At 44.2% G+C, this 14,695-nt stretch carries 15 protein-coding genes and 1 riboswitch; of the genes, 11 read left to right on the forward strand and 4 right to left on the reverse strand.

The annotated features are described in order from the left end of the window. Nucleotides 1-125: 125 nt before the first annotated feature. Genes FFR00_RS19120 through FFR00_RS19145 form a run of 6 tightly spaced genes read left to right on the forward strand, consistent with a single transcriptional unit; the run spans nt 126 to nt 6,833 of the window. Entirely contained in the window at nt 126-1,082 is a 957-nt protein-coding gene (locus FFR00_RS19120) for a MoxR family ATPase (RefSeq protein WP_137675020.1), read from the forward strand. Beyond that, nucleotides 1,082-1,996 carry a DUF58 domain-containing protein gene (locus tag FFR00_RS19125; RefSeq protein WP_137675021.1) on the forward strand — a complete coding sequence of 305 codons (915 nt, stop codon included), beginning with the start codon at nt 1,082-1,084 and terminating at the stop codon, nt 1,994-1,996. Before FFR00_RS19120 ends, FFR00_RS19125 begins: the two co-directional genes overlap by 1 nt. Then, nucleotides 1,989-2,516 carry a DUF4381 domain-containing protein gene (locus FFR00_RS19130; protein ID WP_161985208.1) on the forward strand — a complete coding sequence of 176 codons (528 nt, stop codon included), beginning with the start codon at nt 1,989-1,991 and terminating at the stop codon, nt 2,514-2,516. Before FFR00_RS19125 ends, FFR00_RS19130 begins: the two co-directional genes overlap by 8 nt. Then, nucleotides 2,509-3,516 carry a VWA domain-containing protein gene (locus FFR00_RS19135; protein WP_137675023.1) on the forward strand — a complete coding sequence of 336 codons (1,008 nt, stop codon included), beginning with the start codon at nt 2,509-2,511 and terminating at the stop codon, nt 3,514-3,516. The genes FFR00_RS19130 and FFR00_RS19135 overlap by 8 nt, the downstream gene beginning before the upstream one ends. Further along, complete coding sequence (locus FFR00_RS19140; RefSeq protein ID WP_137675024.1) at nt 3,516-5,243, forward strand: VWA domain-containing protein; 1,728 nt, start codon at nt 3,516-3,518, stop codon at nt 5,241-5,243. Before FFR00_RS19135 ends, FFR00_RS19140 begins: the two co-directional genes overlap by 1 nt. Continuing rightward, complete coding sequence (locus tag FFR00_RS19145; RefSeq protein WP_137675025.1) at nt 5,244-6,833, forward strand: BatD family protein; 1,590 nt, start codon at nt 5,244-5,246, stop codon at nt 6,831-6,833. Between the two features lie 2 nt (nt 6,834-6,835). Here the strand turns inward: FFR00_RS19145 and FFR00_RS19150 are convergent, their stop codons facing one another. After that, on the reverse strand, nt 6,836-7,120 hold the full coding sequence (locus FFR00_RS19150) for a DUF406 family protein (protein ID WP_137675026.1): 285 nt from the start codon (nt 7,118-7,120) through the stop codon (nt 6,836-6,838). A gap of 153 nt (nt 7,121-7,273) precedes the next feature. Between FFR00_RS19150 and FFR00_RS19155 the strand changes: the two genes are divergently transcribed. From FFR00_RS19155 to FFR00_RS19170, 4 genes are all read left to right on the forward strand, one after another. After that, nucleotides 7,274-7,840, forward strand: coding sequence for a sigma-70 family RNA polymerase sigma factor (locus FFR00_RS19155; protein ID WP_137675027.1), 567 nt, complete (start codon nt 7,274-7,276; stop codon nt 7,838-7,840). Next, on the forward strand, nt 7,809-8,555 hold the full coding sequence (locus FFR00_RS19160; protein WP_137675028.1) for a DUF3379 family protein: 747 nt from the start codon (nt 7,809-7,811) through the stop codon (nt 8,553-8,555). Before FFR00_RS19155 ends, FFR00_RS19160 begins: the two co-directional genes overlap by 32 nt. A 282-nt stretch (nt 8,556-8,837) precedes the next feature. Next, the gene (locus FFR00_RS19165; protein ID WP_137675029.1) at nt 8,838-10,091 is read left to right on the forward strand and encodes an outer membrane protein transport protein; all 1,254 of its coding nucleotides are present in this window, start codon (nt 8,838-8,840) and stop codon (nt 10,089-10,091) included. Nucleotides 10,092-10,194: 103 nt separating this feature from the next. After that, nucleotides 10,195-10,590: a MerR family DNA-binding transcriptional regulator gene (locus FFR00_RS19170; RefSeq protein ID WP_137675030.1), complete on the forward strand. Its 396-nt coding sequence runs from the start codon at nt 10,195-10,197 to the stop codon at nt 10,588-10,590. Here FFR00_RS19170 and FFR00_RS19175 read toward each other — a convergent pair. Beyond that, nucleotides 10,587-11,171 carry a thymidine kinase gene (locus FFR00_RS19175; RefSeq protein WP_137675031.1) on the reverse strand — a complete coding sequence of 195 codons (585 nt, stop codon included), beginning with the start codon at nt 11,169-11,171 and terminating at the stop codon, nt 10,587-10,589. The genes FFR00_RS19170 and FFR00_RS19175 overlap by 4 nt on opposite strands. Before the next feature lie 22 nt (nt 11,172-11,193). Beyond that, on the reverse strand, nt 11,194-12,768 hold the full coding sequence (locus FFR00_RS19180) for a Na+/H+ antiporter NhaC family protein (protein WP_137675032.1): 1,575 nt from the start codon (nt 12,766-12,768) through the stop codon (nt 11,194-11,196). Between the two features lie 60 nt (nt 12,769-12,828). Then, nucleotides 12,829-13,000, reverse strand: a riboswitch (Lysine riboswitch). 180 nt (nt 13,001-13,180) lie between these two features. On the opposite strand from FFR00_RS19180, the gene FFR00_RS19185 reads away from it, so the two are divergent. After that, complete coding sequence (locus FFR00_RS19185; protein ID WP_137675033.1) at nt 13,181-13,588, forward strand: H-NS family nucleoid-associated regulatory protein; 408 nt, start codon at nt 13,181-13,183, stop codon at nt 13,586-13,588. Nucleotides 13,589-13,646: 58 nt separating this feature from the next. On the opposite strand, the gene galE is transcribed toward FFR00_RS19185, so the two are convergent. After that, complete coding sequence (gene galE, locus FFR00_RS19190; RefSeq protein WP_137675034.1) at nt 13,647-14,660, reverse strand: UDP-glucose 4-epimerase GalE; 1,014 nt, start codon at nt 14,658-14,660, stop codon at nt 13,647-13,649. Nucleotides 14,661-14,695 lie beyond the last annotated feature (35 nt).

The raw sequence follows: 14,695 nt of genomic DNA on the forward strand, positions 1-14,695 counted from the left end.
ATTTCTTCACAAAATTCAAACAAGTGATTAAAACTGCAATTAAGCCGTCAAATTTAAAGGAAAATTTTGAGCCATTCGCCAGAGTGTTTTATCATCCCCCAGCGATGAACAATTCAAGGGAAAAAATGAGCAATAACACTTTATCGGCCATTAAAGACTATCTTAATCAAAGCATTGTTGGCCAAACAGAATTTATTGATCAATTACTTATCGCTTTGTTAGCTGATGGGCACATACTTGTAGAAGGCCCTCCAGGTTTAGCAAAAACCCGCGCAGTTAAAGCGCTATCAGAATGTATAGAAGGTGACTTTCATCGAGTCCAGTTTACGCCCGACTTGCTGCCAGCAGATTTAACCGGTACCGATGTATTCCACCCAGAAACGGCCAGTTTCAGTTTCCAAAAAGGGCCTATCTTTCATAACTTGGTATTGGCTGATGAAATTAACCGTGCCCCCGCCAAGGTTCAATCGGCCTTGTTAGAAGCCATGGCTGAGCAGCAAATCACCGTAGGTAGCAGCAGTTATGCACTGCCTAAGCTATTCATGGTAATGGCAACCCAAAACCCGATTGAACAAGAAGGGACTTACCCTTTACCTGAAGCCCAGCTTGACCGTTTTATGTTTAAATTGTGCTTGAACTACCCTGATGCCGAAAACGAATTAAAGATCTTAGAACTCACTGAGCGTGAAGCCAAGCAAGTACACTTACGCCAGCCAGAGCCACTCACTCAACAAAAATTATTTGCCTTGCGCCGCGCCATTATGGAAGTACATATTGCGCCGCAGCTTAATCAATACATTGTTGATCTAGTCGTTGCCACTCGTGAGCCTGAGCGCTACACCGATGAGTTTAGCCAATGGTTAGAGTTTGGAGCCAGCCCACGAGCCAGTATTTCTTTGGCCCGTGCCGCTCGCGCAAAAGCCTGGTTAGAAGGTAGGGACTTTGTTAGCCCAGAAGATATTCAGCAACTTGCCTACCCGGTATTGCGCCACCGCTTGCTACTTAGCTACCAAGCCCAAGCCAAAGGCATTCAAGCCGACGCGGTTATTCAGCGCTTAATTGAGTTGGTTGCATTTGCCTAATGGATACCATTACGCGGCAGTCGCCAGTTAGTGTAGATATAGAGCAGCTTATTGAAGCGCGTGCCATTCATTTGCAAATGCCGCCTTGGCGCAATGTATCTAGCAGTCGCCATGGCAATCGCTTAAGTAAAGTACGTGGTCGTGGCATGGAGTTTGATGAAGTGCGCCATTACCAACCCGGTGACGACATTCGCTGTATTGATTGGCGAGTCACTGCGCGCACAGGTAAAACTCATACCAAGCTGTTTAGAGAAGACCGAGAGCACCCGGTATTTATCTTTCTCGACTTATCTCACTCCATGTATTTTGGCAGTGGCGAGAAGCTTAAATCTGTGTTTGCCAGTGAGCTGGCCGCTTGTTTAGGTTGGAATGCCCAGCAGCTTGGCGAACGGGTCGCGTTAATGCTTCATCTAGGTGAGCATAGCCATAACGAAAAACCGGCAGCGAGCAGAACCCATTGGTTAGCCCAGCTACAAACCATTGTTGAGCAACATAACCAACAGTTTTCAGCCTTAAACAGTAGCCAAATCATTCAAAGCTCGCCAAACGCTAGCTTAGAAACCTTGTGCCAACTAGTAAAAACCGGTTATCAGGTACATTTAATCAGTGATTTCTATCATTTTGATAAAGCCTCTGCGTTGCACTTACAGCGCTTATCTAGCCACAATCAAGTATTTGCTTGGCAAATAAGCGACCCCTTAGAACAGCAGCTACCTCGCTCCTCTAGTGCTCAGCAGCTGCAAGTAAGTAATGGCAAGCAAGAAGGCTATTTGCAACCCGACAACAAAACGTTTCGCCAGCAATTTATGCGCTTAGCGAAGCAGCGTCAGCAATCCATAGATGTCATGCTCCAACAAGCTCGCATTCCTCATCAACATTTTTCCACAGCTTTCGAGTGGCAGGACTATGCCTGAGCAATCAAACCCCTTAGCCCAGTTAAAAGACATTATTTTACCCAGTAACTTTGAAACAGCCTTACCCGCTGTAGGTTGGTGGGTGCTCGCGGTAGCATTAGTATTGTTACTGGCACTAAGCCTATTTGCTGCTTGGCGTTACCAACAGTTGTGTAAGCCGCGCCAAGAAGCCCTACAAGCACTAAAACAACAGCCAATGAACTTAGCCGACACCAATCAGCTAATGAAGCGCTTAGCCTTAAGTTATTACCCGCGCCAACAAGTCGCCTCTTTGAGTGGCAAGGCTTGGCTCAGCTTTTTAGACAGCACTTACAGCGGGAAACAACATGCATTCATTGAATTACAAAGCCAATGGCAGCAACAACTCTATGCCGCCGATGCGCCCGCATTAGATGAAGATATAGCCAAACTGTGCAAAAAGTGGATCAAACAGTTACGCCCACCACTTACCGCAGCTTCACTATTTGGCCTTCACACTCCAAGCCCAATAACATCAAAAACAGGAGGCCGGCATGTTTGAGTTTATTTGGCCTTATGTATTTGTTGCCCTGCCGCTGCTTTGGTTAGTAGAGCGTTTTAGTGGCTCCCAACAAGAACAACAAAACGAGCAACTGCTTAATACCAGCTTACCCTTTACCCAACAACAAGCCGTATTAGAGAAAACCAACAGCCCGCTAAAACAAGGCTTGAAATGGCTAGTTTGGCTACTTTGTTTAGTGGCGTTTGCTCGCCCTGTTTGGCTCGACGACCAAGTGCAAGGCATTAACGAGCAAGGGCGCGATTTACTGTTATCCGTCGATATGTCGGGCAGTATGCAAATTAAAGACATGCAACTTAATGACGAAGCGGTAGATCGTTTAACCGCCTTAAAAGTATTGCTCAAAGGGTTTATTGACCAACGCCGAGGTGATCGCGTAGGCATGATATTGTTTGCCGACCACGCCTACCTCTCTTCACCTTTAAGTTTTGACATGGACTCCTTGTTAATTCAGGTGGATGAATTAGTGCATGGTTTGGTGGGTGACAGAACAGCGATTGGTGAAGGCATTGGCCTTGGCATAAAACAATTAATGAACCACCCTGCCGAGCAGCGCATACTCATTTTGCTTACCGACGGGCAAAACACCTCTGGCACAGTAGACCCAATGCAAGCGGCCGAGATGGCAGCAAAAAACCAAGTCGTGATTTACACCATTGGGGTCGGCGCTGATGAGCTGCTGCAACAAACTTTGTTTGGTACACGCAAAGTCAATCCTTCACATGATTTAGACGAGGAGTCACTGCAAAAAATCGCGGATATGACCGGCGGCCAGTATTATCGGGCGCGCAGCACCGATGAGCTAGCCCAGATTTATGAAGAAATTAACGCACTCAACCCTATCTCTGAAGCAGAGCAATACTATCGCCCGCAATATGAACTGTATTATTGGCCACTGGCTCTAGCGGCTTTAGTGTTGTTAATTAGCCTGGCAGCTCCGCTCATTAGCCAGCGGTTCAGCGCTACAAAGGAGGTTCAATAATGCAAGATATCAGTTTATTGCGTCCCGAGTGGTTATTGCTGAGCCCGCTATTACTGCTGCTATTGTTTAAAAAGCATCGCCGAGAACAATCTGCTTGGAGCCAATTGCTCAGTCCAAACATTGCCAAGTATTTAGTGAGCTCGCCCAAACAACACAAGCATTCACAATGGCCGCTTGCAGCCTTGTTTGCATTAATTCTATTCGCCTTAAGTGGGCCCAGCATTGTCAGTGATAATGTGCCCCTGTACCGCGAGGGAAGTGCCCGCGTTTTAATCATGGACATGTCTTACTCTATGCGTGCTCGCGATGTAAAACCCGACCGCGTAGAGCTGGCTAAATACAAGGCGCTGGATTTACTTAAACAATGGCGCGATGGTGAAACAGCATTAATTGCCTTTGCCGGAGATGCATTTGTACTCAGCCCCTTAAGCAGTGATACCAATACATTGGCTAATTTAGTACCGCATTTAAAACCAGAGTTAATGCCAGCTCATGGATCGGCGCTTAATCTAGCCATAGAACAAGCCGCTCAGCTAGTTAAACAAGCGGGTTATGCCAAAGGCGATGTAATAGTTATCGGTGATGGCATCAACCAACAACAAATGGACTTAAGCCTCGCCAGCTTGCAAGACAATAATTTGCGGTTTTCGATGCTAGCCCTTGGCACTGAAGAAGGCGCGCCAATCCCGCTTGAAGACGGCAGTATGCTTAAAGATCAATACGGCAGCATTGTTATTCCAAAGTTACAAGCCGAGTTCTTTTTGCCGCTCTGCCAATCAACTGGCGGTATTTGTCAGCTCATTTCAGCCGATAATAGCGACATTGAAAAACTGGCCTCTTTACGCAGCCGTAAAGCAGATAATGAGCAACAAAGTGCCCAACAAGGGCAAATACGCAAAGACGTCGGTTACTTCTTACTACCCCTCATTTTATTGCTTTTGCTTAACAGCGTTCGCCGCGCCGATTTATTGATTGTTTGCTTAACCGTAACCAGCTTCATTTCTATACAACCCGCTAGTGCCGCTGACATTTGGAAAAACCAAGCACAACAGGCCCAACAGGCTTTTGAACAAGAACAATTTAAAGACGCTGCTGAGTTATTTACCGATCCCAATTGGCAAGCATCGGCACACTATAAAGCCGGCGAATATCAACAGGCTCAGCAACTTTTTGCCCAAGATGACAGTGCTGAAGGTTGGTACAATCAAGGAAATGCCTTAAGTCAGTTAGAAAAATACCCCGAAGCTATTTCAGCCTACGAGCAAGCTCTACAACGAAACCCCGAGCTAGAAGCTGCAGCGCACAATAAATCAGTAATAGAACAACTGTTGGAGCAACAGCAAAACCAACAGCAACAATCTCAACAATCATCAGATGATTCTGAGCAACAAGACTCTAACGACCAGCAGGAACAGCAATCAGAGCAAGGTGAAGGTGAGCAATCTCCGCCAGAATCAGAAGAACAACAGGCGAGTGAGCAAGAGTCGGAGCAGCAAGCGGGCGAAGATGAACAACAGCAAGCTCAAGCCGAAGAACCTAGTGAGTCCCAAGAAGATGCCGAACAGCAACAAGCGACTCAAGCAGGCTCGCCAGAAGATCTCAATCAAGACGAATTACAGCAGTGGCTAGAAAACTTGCCCAACGACCCGAGCTTACTGTTGCGAAATAAAATGTATCTCGAGTATCAAAAACGTCGCCGTCAAGCCAGCAATCAGGAGAATTGGTAAGTGAAAGCGCTCAGCCTATTGTTTATTCTTTTACTTAGCCTAAATAGCTACGCCACCACCGAAGTTACCGCTACAGTTAGCCAAAACCCAGTCGCGGTTAATCAAGCCTTTACCTTAGAAATTGTGGCTAACGATACCTTACCAGCCAGCGAATTCGATTCCTCGGTGCTGTTAAGGCAAAAATTTGTAGTGGGCGGCACGTCAACTAGTCGCCAGCACTCAAGCATTAACGGCGTATCGTCTACTCAAACTCGTTGGACAACCACCTTATTAGTGAGAGACGAAGGGACCTATCTTATCCCTTCCTTTAACATTGGTGGTGAGCAAACTATTCCTATTCAGCTGCAAGCCAAAGTAATAGAAGCCATTGAACCGAGTAAAGATCAGGTTCGAATGGAAGTAAGCTTAGACAACGCTGAAGTTTACATTGGTCAGCCAGTGCGCTTTACCGCCAAAATTTGGGTCGCCAATAGCCTCGATCAGGCCAACATTATTGCGCCAAGCATGTTAGGAGCAAAAATAGAAAAACTGGGTGACGATAAACAAGATTTAGAGGTAATAGACGGTAAGCGCTACCGCACGCTAATTCGACAATGGCTGATTACGCCAGAAAAAGCCGGTCAGTTTGAAGTAAGAGGCCCACGTTTGAGTGGACTGGCTAATGATATTAATCGCCGAGCCCGCCCGGTAGACATTGCCGCGCAAACTTTGTCATTAGAAGTAAAAGCCCCACCAGCAGATTTCCCTGGAACTTGGCTACCCTCTACTGATTTGCTGCTATACGAAGAAGTACAACCCCTGCAAAGTGACTACGAACAAGGCCAAGCCTTTACCCGAATTATCAACTTAACTGTGGCAGGCATTACCGAAGACCAATTGCCCGACATCACACTCGACTACGGTGATGACTTTCGCGTATACCCTGAAGCCTATCAAGACCGTACCATTGTAAAAGACGGTATTGTTTTCGCTCAACGCAGCTTGAATGTAGCGCTTATTCCGGTAAACCCTGGTGAAATCACCCTACCCGGCTGGTCATTGGCATGGTGGGATTTAGGCAAAGATGCACAAGCTTTAGCGAAAGTCGCAGAGCGCACTATCACTGTGGTGCCTGCGCCTGTTAACCAACAATTGGCGCCGATTCAAACAAACCTAGCTGCGCAAGCCATTACCGTAACGGAGCCTGCGACTTCCTTATGGACATGGTTTTTTGCAATAGCGTGGTTAATCACTCTTGCGCTATTAATCGCAATTTTCACCCGTATACAAAAGCAAAAAACTAATGTTCATTCACCGGTAAACACTGATTTCCCACCCGCAGTGGATGATAACTGGCAACAATTTGCTGATGCCTGTAAACAGCAACAAGGCAAACAAGCTGAACAAGCGCTGCAAAAATGGTTGGCTCAACAAGCTCCTTCAAAGCAGTTTGCTTCACTACTACGGATTCTTAGCAAGTCTAATTGGGGTGGAGAGCAAGAGCAGAGATTGAATTTAGCAGATTTTTATCAGCGTTGTGCTGCACTAAAAAGCACCTTGGCAAAAATAAAAGAGCAAGAACAGCCAGCGCTATCCTCACTCAATCCATAAGCTTAGCGGTTTAAGCCTAGTTGAAAGATTAGGCTTTCTGCTTGGCAAGCAAATGTGAAAGAAGCGGCCAGCTTAAAGCCGCCTTCAACTGCACTAATCTCACTGCTAATCTCACAAGGATCAGATTCAGCTTTGCGGGCTTTCTCAACTAAATTGCTTAGGCGCGTTTCAGCTTGCTGTTGCTCGGTAAATAACTCTTCGACTACTGCGGTAAGTTCTTCGCCATCGATCACAGCGCCAACATCAACACAACAACAAGTTTCAGATTCTTCTAACTTGGTTTTCATCTATTTTCCTTTAATTTACAACAGGCCTTAGTTATAACTCTTCAATCTAAACCAAGGCGAAATCAGGTGTATAGTGTGTAACATAGACCAAAGCAGGTCTCTTTGATGCGTATCATAACAGATTAGCCTAATGCCTTTTATCTAGGAATTTACATGGTTGTTGATTTTTTTCGAAAGAAAAACCAAACCGACTCGGTCATGTCGGATATGGAAGCAAAACAAAAACGTTACGAAGCCTTAGTTCAGGCTTACAACCGGGATGTTTATCGTTACGCCTATTGGCTAGTAAAGGATAAACATATTGCCGAAGACATAGTTCAGGAGACGTTCCTTAGAGCTTGGCGTTCACTCGACAGCCTTAAAGATGAAAAGGCCGCTAAAGCATGGTTAATAACCATTCTAAGGCGTGAGAATGCTCGCCGCTTCGAGCGTAAGCAGTTTAACTTGGTAGATATCGAAGACCATTCTGTTGCTGATGTGAATGCCACATCAACCGAGCAGCAAATCGAGAATGAATGGTTACGCCGCCAAATAGATAAGCTCGCTCCCGAGTACAAAGAACCTTTGCTCCTACAAGTAATTGGTGGATTTAGTGGGGACGAAATAGCCGACATGTTAGAACTCAATAAAAATACAGTGATGACTCGGCTATTTAGAGCACGTAACCAGCTAAAAGAAGCCCTAGAAGATGACCAGAATCGAGGACAAAGTAATGGATGAGCTAGAGTTTCGCCGCCAGTTGTATACCAATCCTCGTGAGCGTAGTGATGCGCTCATAGAGGAAGCAACTAGGACGCCGAAAAACAAAAAACTGTTCGACGACATGCAACAATTTGAATGCAAATTAGAACAAGCACTAAACGTTGAGGTTCCAGACGCCCTAGCCGAGCGTTTAATATTGAGCCAAAGCTTTGATGATTCGCAAGTGCAATATCGTCGAAAAACACGCGTGCACATTGCTATGGCCGCCTCAATCGCTTTTGTTATCGGGCTAAGTTTTAGCTTGGTAAATTGGCAAGTGCCTGCTGGCTATGATGATATGGGGCAAGTTGCTTTGCAGCATGTCTACCATGAAATGCCTTATACCAGCGGTGTTGATGAGCAACCAAGCTTACAAACCATTAACGCCAAGTTGGCGCGTTACGGGGCAAGTTTTGATGAGTTGCCAGGTGATGTAGTGTATGTGAATCATTGTGCCTACGCTGGCAGCCCAGCGTTTCATATGATTATGAAAGGTAAAATGGGTTCAAATGTTAATGTATTTGTAGTGCCTAAAACTACTGAACTACAAGCAGTACAAAGCTTTGCCGACAAGAAAATGCACGGCATGGTTGGCAGCTTATCTCATGCCAGTTTAGTTGTGGTGGGTGAGCGTAATGAACCGATTGAGAAAACCTTGGCGTTTTTAACCGCAGATCTCAACCAAGCGATTTAAGTGTTAACATCTACAACGCCACCTGATCCTTCAGGTGGCGTTGATTATTTTTAAAGCGAACAGCTAAGTCTTTCAATTCATTACTTGATTAATCTCTATCCTCCCTTATATTGCTCTACGACTAAAGATTAAACACTTGTTTAACTTTTGTGCAGCAGCTCCAACTTTTGAAATAAACCGTTAACAGCACCTTAACATTTGAGCGATTTGCTTTTAATCTGGTCAGAGGTCTAATCAAGACTTCGAATGATAATAAACTCCACCCGTATTAGAGAGGGAACGATGAAAATAAGGAAATTGCCACTCGCGCTACTTGCCGCGTCAGCTACACTCACTGCCGGCCATGTAAACGCTGCAGGTTTTCAATTGGTAGAACACTCTGCTACGGGACTTGGCCGTTCATTTGCTGGTGAAGCCGCTATTGCTGACAATGCTTCGGTAATGGCACGTAACCCTGCCGCCATGTCTATGTTTGATACCATCGCGGTGTCAGGCGCATTAACCTATATTTCTCCTGACGTTTACGTAAAAGGTAATACAGGCGTAGACGAAATAGATAAAGCCCTAACCAACGATGATGTAGTTCCTGGTGCAGCTGTGCCAGCGGGTTATTTTATTCAACCACTAAGTGACAAGTGGGCTTGGGGTGTAGGTATGTTTACAAACTTTGGTTTGTCTACAGATTACCCTGCGGATTACGCAGCAGGCGCTTTAGCCGGTCAGACTGAGCTTATTACGCTAAATCTAAACCCGAATGTATCATATAGAATCAATCAGCAATTTAGTGTTGGTGCTGGCGTAAATGCGGTTTACGGAACAGCCAAATTAGTCCGTAACTTTGGCACTGGAGGCCCATTTCCAGCAGGCGGTACAGCAGCGTCACTAGAAGGTGATGGTTGGGGCTTTGGTTGGAACATCGGCGGTATGTGGGAAGTAAATGAAGATCACCGCTTTGGCATGAGTTACCGCTCTAAAGTTGATTTGAAATTTAAAGGCGACTACCACTCAGACATTCCTTCTGGATTAAGTGATAACCCATACGGTACTAGTGGTGACACTATTCCTGGTGAGTTAACCCTAAATTTACCTGATATTTTTGAAGTATCTGGCTACAACCGCTTAAACGACTCTGTCGCGGTTCACTATAGCTATGTATGGACAGGTTGGAGCACCTTCCAAGAGATAGATGCTACCTCTGAAGGCATTGGCAGTGTCTTGAATAAACAAGAGCAGTTTAGTGATTCTTACCGTGTATCCTTTGGCGGTACCTGGTATCTAAATCAAGCTTGGGAACTACGTGCTGGTATGGCCTTTGACCAAAGCCCATCACGCACCCACAAAACCATTAGTATTCCAGATAACGACCGTTACAACTACGGCGTTGGCTTTACTTATCACCTAAGCGATAAAGGCAGTATTGATACCGGCTTTACTTACATTCAAGGTAAAGAAGGCGGCTTTAACGAAGAAGGCGTTGAGTTTGTATCGAAAGGCGATGCCTACATCGCTGCAATTCAATATAACCATAGCTTTTAACGCTGATAGCAACCGGCCTAGCGCCGGTTGCTATTTCTCTAACTTGACCAAGCCGACACTATCACCCACTCTTCAGTGAGCAAGCATTTTACTGAGGGACGCCATGGCTAATACCAAAACACCATTTACGATTAGCGACTTAGCTAAAGAATTTTCCATCAGTACCCGCAGCATTCGCTTTTATGAAGACCAAGGTTTGATTCAACCATTAAGGGTGGGAACTAAACGCCTTTACAGCAAACACGACAAATTGCGCCTCAAGCTCACCCTGCGTGGCAAACGTTTAGGTTTTTCCTTAACCGAAATAAAAGAGTTATTTGATTTGTACGACGCCAAACTCACTAACACAGATGAGGTTTTTGACTTAATCGATAATATAAAATTAAAAAAACAGAGTTTGTTGCAGCAGTTAGAAGATATTCAAGTGGTATTAATGGAGCTAAAATCGGCAGAGCGCCGCTGTAACGACGCCCTTAACGATCTTTCAAACAAACACTAAGCTTCGCCAGCATTGCCTTGAATAAAGTGTTTACGGCATAATGAAACGTAACGATCATTGCCACCTATTTCAATTTGTTGCCCTTCGCTAACCACTTGCCCGTGTTGATCAATACGCGCATTAAAGTGCCCTTTATTGCCACACCAGCAAATAGTTTTAAGCTCTTCTAGCTTGTCAGCCAAACACAGTAAGTGATAAGCACCTTCAAACAACTCGCCCATAAAATCAGTTTTAAGGCCATAAACCATCACTGGAATATTTAACTCATCGACAATTTTTGCCAATTGATACACCTGCTCGCGGCTTAAAAACTGACCTTCATCTACGATCACTACGTCTTGTTTAGTCTGTTGCTGCTTTTGCTGCAATAGCTCAAACAAGTTTTGCTGTTTACAAAAGGTTTCAGCTTCTAGCGATAACCCTACCCGCGCTTTAATAATCCCTATTCCGTCACGAGTATCCATAGCAGGTATAAGCGCTAAAGGGTTCATGCCGCGCTCTTGGTAATTAAAGTGAGCTTGAATCAATTGGGTGGATTTACCCGAATTCATAGCGGCATATTTAAAGTGTAGTGAAGCCATTTACTGCGATTGTCCCGACTTGTTAGCTATTTACAGCGATTACAGATGTTTGTTGGCGATGGTACAAAGCCGCGCTAATAATCGCAAATAATAGTAAGCCAATAGCTAACGCTGCGATCACACTTCCACTCATCCCCATCACCAAATAACTAGCGATGCTAATAAAGGCTACCAATAAAGCATAAGGTAGCTGCGTGGCTACGTGGTCAATATGATGACAAGCCGCACCAGTAGAAGACAAAATAGTCGTGTCGGAAATAGGCGAACAATGGTCACCAAATACCGCTCCCGCTAACACTGCCGACAACATAGGTAAAATTAAGCTCACTTCGCTGGCTACTGCCATATCTGCTGCAATAGGTAGCATGATACCAAAGGTACCCCAACTGGTGCCTGTGGCAAAGGCCATTACGCCAGCTAATACAAAAATAAGCACTGGTAACATTGCTGGGTTAATTGCACCGTCTAATTTAGCGGCCAAGTATTTACCCGTTTCCATATCACCAATAACACCACTAATAGACCAAGCAAATAGCAGAATAATAATTGCCGGGCTCATTGCTTTTAAACCTAACCAAATAGCATTTGATAACTGTGTAAGGCTAAGTTGTTGCTTTAATGCGAAACCAATAGTAACCAACAAACCTACTATGCCACCCGTTACCAAAGACAAGGTGACATCAGTATTTTCCAATGCTGCCAACAAACCAAAAGCTTGGCCATCTTCAATAGCATTCGCACCAGTAACAACAAAGCTTGCGAAAGTAACCGCAGTGAGTAGCACAATTGGCAGCACCAAACCTAAAGGTGAGCCATTTTCCGCCTGGAAGTCATGATTAACACTGCCCGCTGGAATCCCCTTGGTTTTATCAAACAATTCGCCATCTGACGCTGCTTTTTCGTGTTGCGTCATTGGGCCAATGTTTAGATTAAAATAAGCGACCGTTAGTGCCATTAACAAAGCAAAAATGGCGTAGAAGTTAAGTGGAATCATTGCGGCGAAGGCTGCTAATGGGCTGATGTCGGTAATTCCGTGTGTCACCAAAATACCGCCAATTAAGGCAATAATATAAGCACCCCAGCTAGATAAAGGCATAAGTACACACATGGGTGCGGCGGTCGAATCGAGCAGGTAAGCTAGTTTTGCTCGAGACACACCAGCTTGATCTGTCAGCGGGCGCGCTACACTGCCCACAGCAAGACTATGGAAATAATCATCTACAAACACCACAAAGCTTAAGAGTGCCGTAGTAACCGTTGCGTGGCGCTTAGTTTTAATGCGCTTTTGTGCCCAATGAGCAAAAGCAGATGTAGCCCCGGTTGCTGTCATTAAACTGGTCATACCGCCTAATAGCAGTAAGAAAAGAATGATTTGTAGATTCCATAGGTTTAGTCCGTCGTCCCACACCAGGCCGCTAGCCAGTTCGGTAAGATAAACCGCGCTAGCCCCAAAGGAAAAATTACTTAACAACAATGCACCGGTTAAAATACCGCAGCTTAACGCCACAACCACGCGGCGAGTAGCTAGTGCCACTAAAAGGGCTATAACTGGGGGTAAGATAGACAATATGGAATCTGTATATGAAATAGTTTGCATGTTTTCTCTGTTATTGTTGTTTAGAGAGCAAACTGAGTGATAGCCATACTTTGAACGTATGCACCCTGTAGCTCTCCATAGTGTGTACTATGACAATGCAGCATTTATTAAACACTGCACCAGTAACAAGTTTAGATGGTACTTGTTACTTCGGCGCGGGCCCCTTTCGTACAGAATCATTGGCATCACCCCATTCCACACTACTTTTGACCAGCGCTCCTCTACAATTTAGCGTTAGTAGCTGGATTATACCCACAAAAGCAGAGCTTTCAACCCATTGAGTTGATTTCGTATTAATCGAAAATTAAATATCAATTCAGTTATTTACTGTGACTTAATTGACAAGGCTTAATAAGTAATTAGAATTTAAATGTTGATTGATTAAAACTTAATAAAATATAACAGGATTAACATGAGCGATTTCATCAAGGTATTTCTAAACGCAAGAAGTCTTAAAGCCGCTACAAAAGAATTATCGATAGAACAGCTAGAAGAAAGCTTTAATAAATTAAAAGTCATTCTAGATGAGCGTTACACTCTAAAAGCTGAAGAAGATAAACTACAGCGAGAAAAACGCGAAAAGTTAGAAAAATATAAAACTTTGCTTGAGCAAGATGGAATCGACCCAAGCGAACTCTTATCAATTATTGAAGATACTCCTGTTAAAGAGCGTAAAAAACGTGAGCCTCTTCCAGCTAAATACAAGTTTGTTGATGAAAATGGCGAAGATAAAACCTGGACTGGTCAAGGAAGAACACCCTCACCAATTCAGCGTGCCATAAAAAATGAAGGAAAATCTAAAGAAGACTTCCTTATTTAATTAGCATTACGCATAAAAAAAGGAGCCTAGCGGCTCCTTTTTTTATCATTATGTATTATTAAGATGCAAATCCATTGGGATTGCCTTGTTGCCATCGCCAAGAGTCCTCGGCCATATCATCTAAATTTAATTCAGCTTGCCAGTTTAATTCTTGTTTAGCCAAACTTGGGTCAGAATAACAAGCGGCGATGTCACCCGGCCTACGAGGTGATATTTGATAAGCAATCGTTTTCCCAGACACCTTCTCAAACGCTTTAAGCATTTCTAGTACACTGTAACCTTGGCCGGTACCTAGGTTATAGGTTACTAGTCCCGCTTTTGCATCCAATTTAGCTAAGGCTTTTAAGTGACCTTTGGCTAAATCAACAACGTGGATATAATCGCGTACACCAGTGCCATCAACAGTATTGTAATCATCGCCGAACACGCTAAGTTGAGCCAAACGTCCTACTGCAACTTGAGTAATATAAGGTATCAAGTTATTAGGAATACCATTTGGATCTTCGCCAATTAACCCAGATTTATGTGCCCCTACCGGATTAAAATAACGTAGCAGAGCGATATTCCATTCGTTATCTGACTTATATAAATCGCCAAGCATTTCTTCAACAATAAGTTTTGAACGACCATAAGGGTTGGTCGCACCAGTAGGAAAGCTTTCTACAATCGGTACAGTATGAGGGTCACCGTATACCGTTGCCGAAGAACTAAACACTAAATTTTTTACGCCATGCTCAGCCATTACTTCACAAAGCACTAAAGTACCCGCAACGTTATTCTGATAATAGTGTAAAGGGATAGTCGTAGATTCACCCACCGCTTTTAAACCAGCAAAGTGAATAACCGACGTGAAGCTATGTTTTGAAAACACTTCAACCAAGGCATTTTTATCGCGAATATCAGCCTGATAAAAAATTGGCCTTCTTTGACAAATTTGTTCAACTCTATCAATAGAAACAGGGTGTGAATTACAAAGATTATCGACAATAACAACATCTTCGCCTTGCGCTAATAATTCTACAACAGTGTGGCTACCAATATACCCGGCTCCACCAGTGACCAAAATCGCCATAACAATCCTTAATTAAGTAAAATAAACATCACCAC

The organism is Agarivorans sp. Toyoura001, assembly GCF_005405585.1.
In the GTDB taxonomy this organism is placed as follows: Bacteria; Pseudomonadota; Gammaproteobacteria; order Enterobacterales; family Celerinatantimonadaceae; genus Agarivorans.

Bases quoted from the DNA above. Each gene is read 5' to 3' on its own strand.
- FFR00_RS19175 (WP_137675031.1), bottom strand. From the start codon at position 11,171: ATGGCTTCACTACACTTTAAATATGCCGCTATGAATTCGGGTAAATCC.
- FFR00_RS19135 (WP_137675023.1), top strand. From the start codon at position 2,509: ATGTTTGAGTTTATTTGGCCTTATGTATTTGTTGCCCTGCCGCTGCTT.
- FFR00_RS19160 (WP_137675028.1), top strand. From the start codon at position 7,809: ATGACCAGAATCGAGGACAAAGTAATGGATGAGCTAGAGTTTCGCCGC.
- FFR00_RS19155 (WP_137675027.1), top strand. From the start codon at position 7,274: ATGGTTGTTGATTTTTTTCGAAAGAAAAACCAAACCGACTCGGTCATG.
- FFR00_RS19180 (WP_137675032.1), bottom strand. From the start codon at position 12,768: ATGCAAACTATTTCATATACAGATTCCATATTGTCTATCTTACCCCCA.
- FFR00_RS19120 (WP_137675020.1), top strand. From the start codon at position 126: ATGAGCAATAACACTTTATCGGCCATTAAAGACTATCTTAATCAAAGC.
- FFR00_RS19185 (WP_137675033.1), top strand. From the start codon at position 13,181: ATGAGCGATTTCATCAAGGTATTTCTAAACGCAAGAAGTCTTAAAGCC.
- galE (WP_137675034.1), bottom strand. From the start codon at position 14,660: ATGGCGATTTTGGTCACTGGTGGAGCCGGGTATATTGGTAGCCACACT.
- FFR00_RS19140 (WP_137675024.1), top strand. From the start codon at position 3,516: ATGCAAGATATCAGTTTATTGCGTCCCGAGTGGTTATTGCTGAGCCCG.
- FFR00_RS19130 (WP_161985208.1), top strand. From the start codon at position 1,989: ATGCCTGAGCAATCAAACCCCTTAGCCCAGTTAAAAGACATTATTTTA.
- FFR00_RS19170 (WP_137675030.1), top strand. From the start codon at position 10,195: ATGGCTAATACCAAAACACCATTTACGATTAGCGACTTAGCTAAAGAA.
- FFR00_RS19125 (WP_137675021.1), top strand. From the start codon at position 1,082: ATGGATACCATTACGCGGCAGTCGCCAGTTAGTGTAGATATAGAGCAG.
- FFR00_RS19165 (WP_137675029.1), top strand. From the start codon at position 8,838: ATGAAAATAAGGAAATTGCCACTCGCGCTACTTGCCGCGTCAGCTACA.
- FFR00_RS19150 (WP_137675026.1), bottom strand. From the start codon at position 7,120: ATGAAAACCAAGTTAGAAGAATCTGAAACTTGTTGTTGTGTTGATGTT.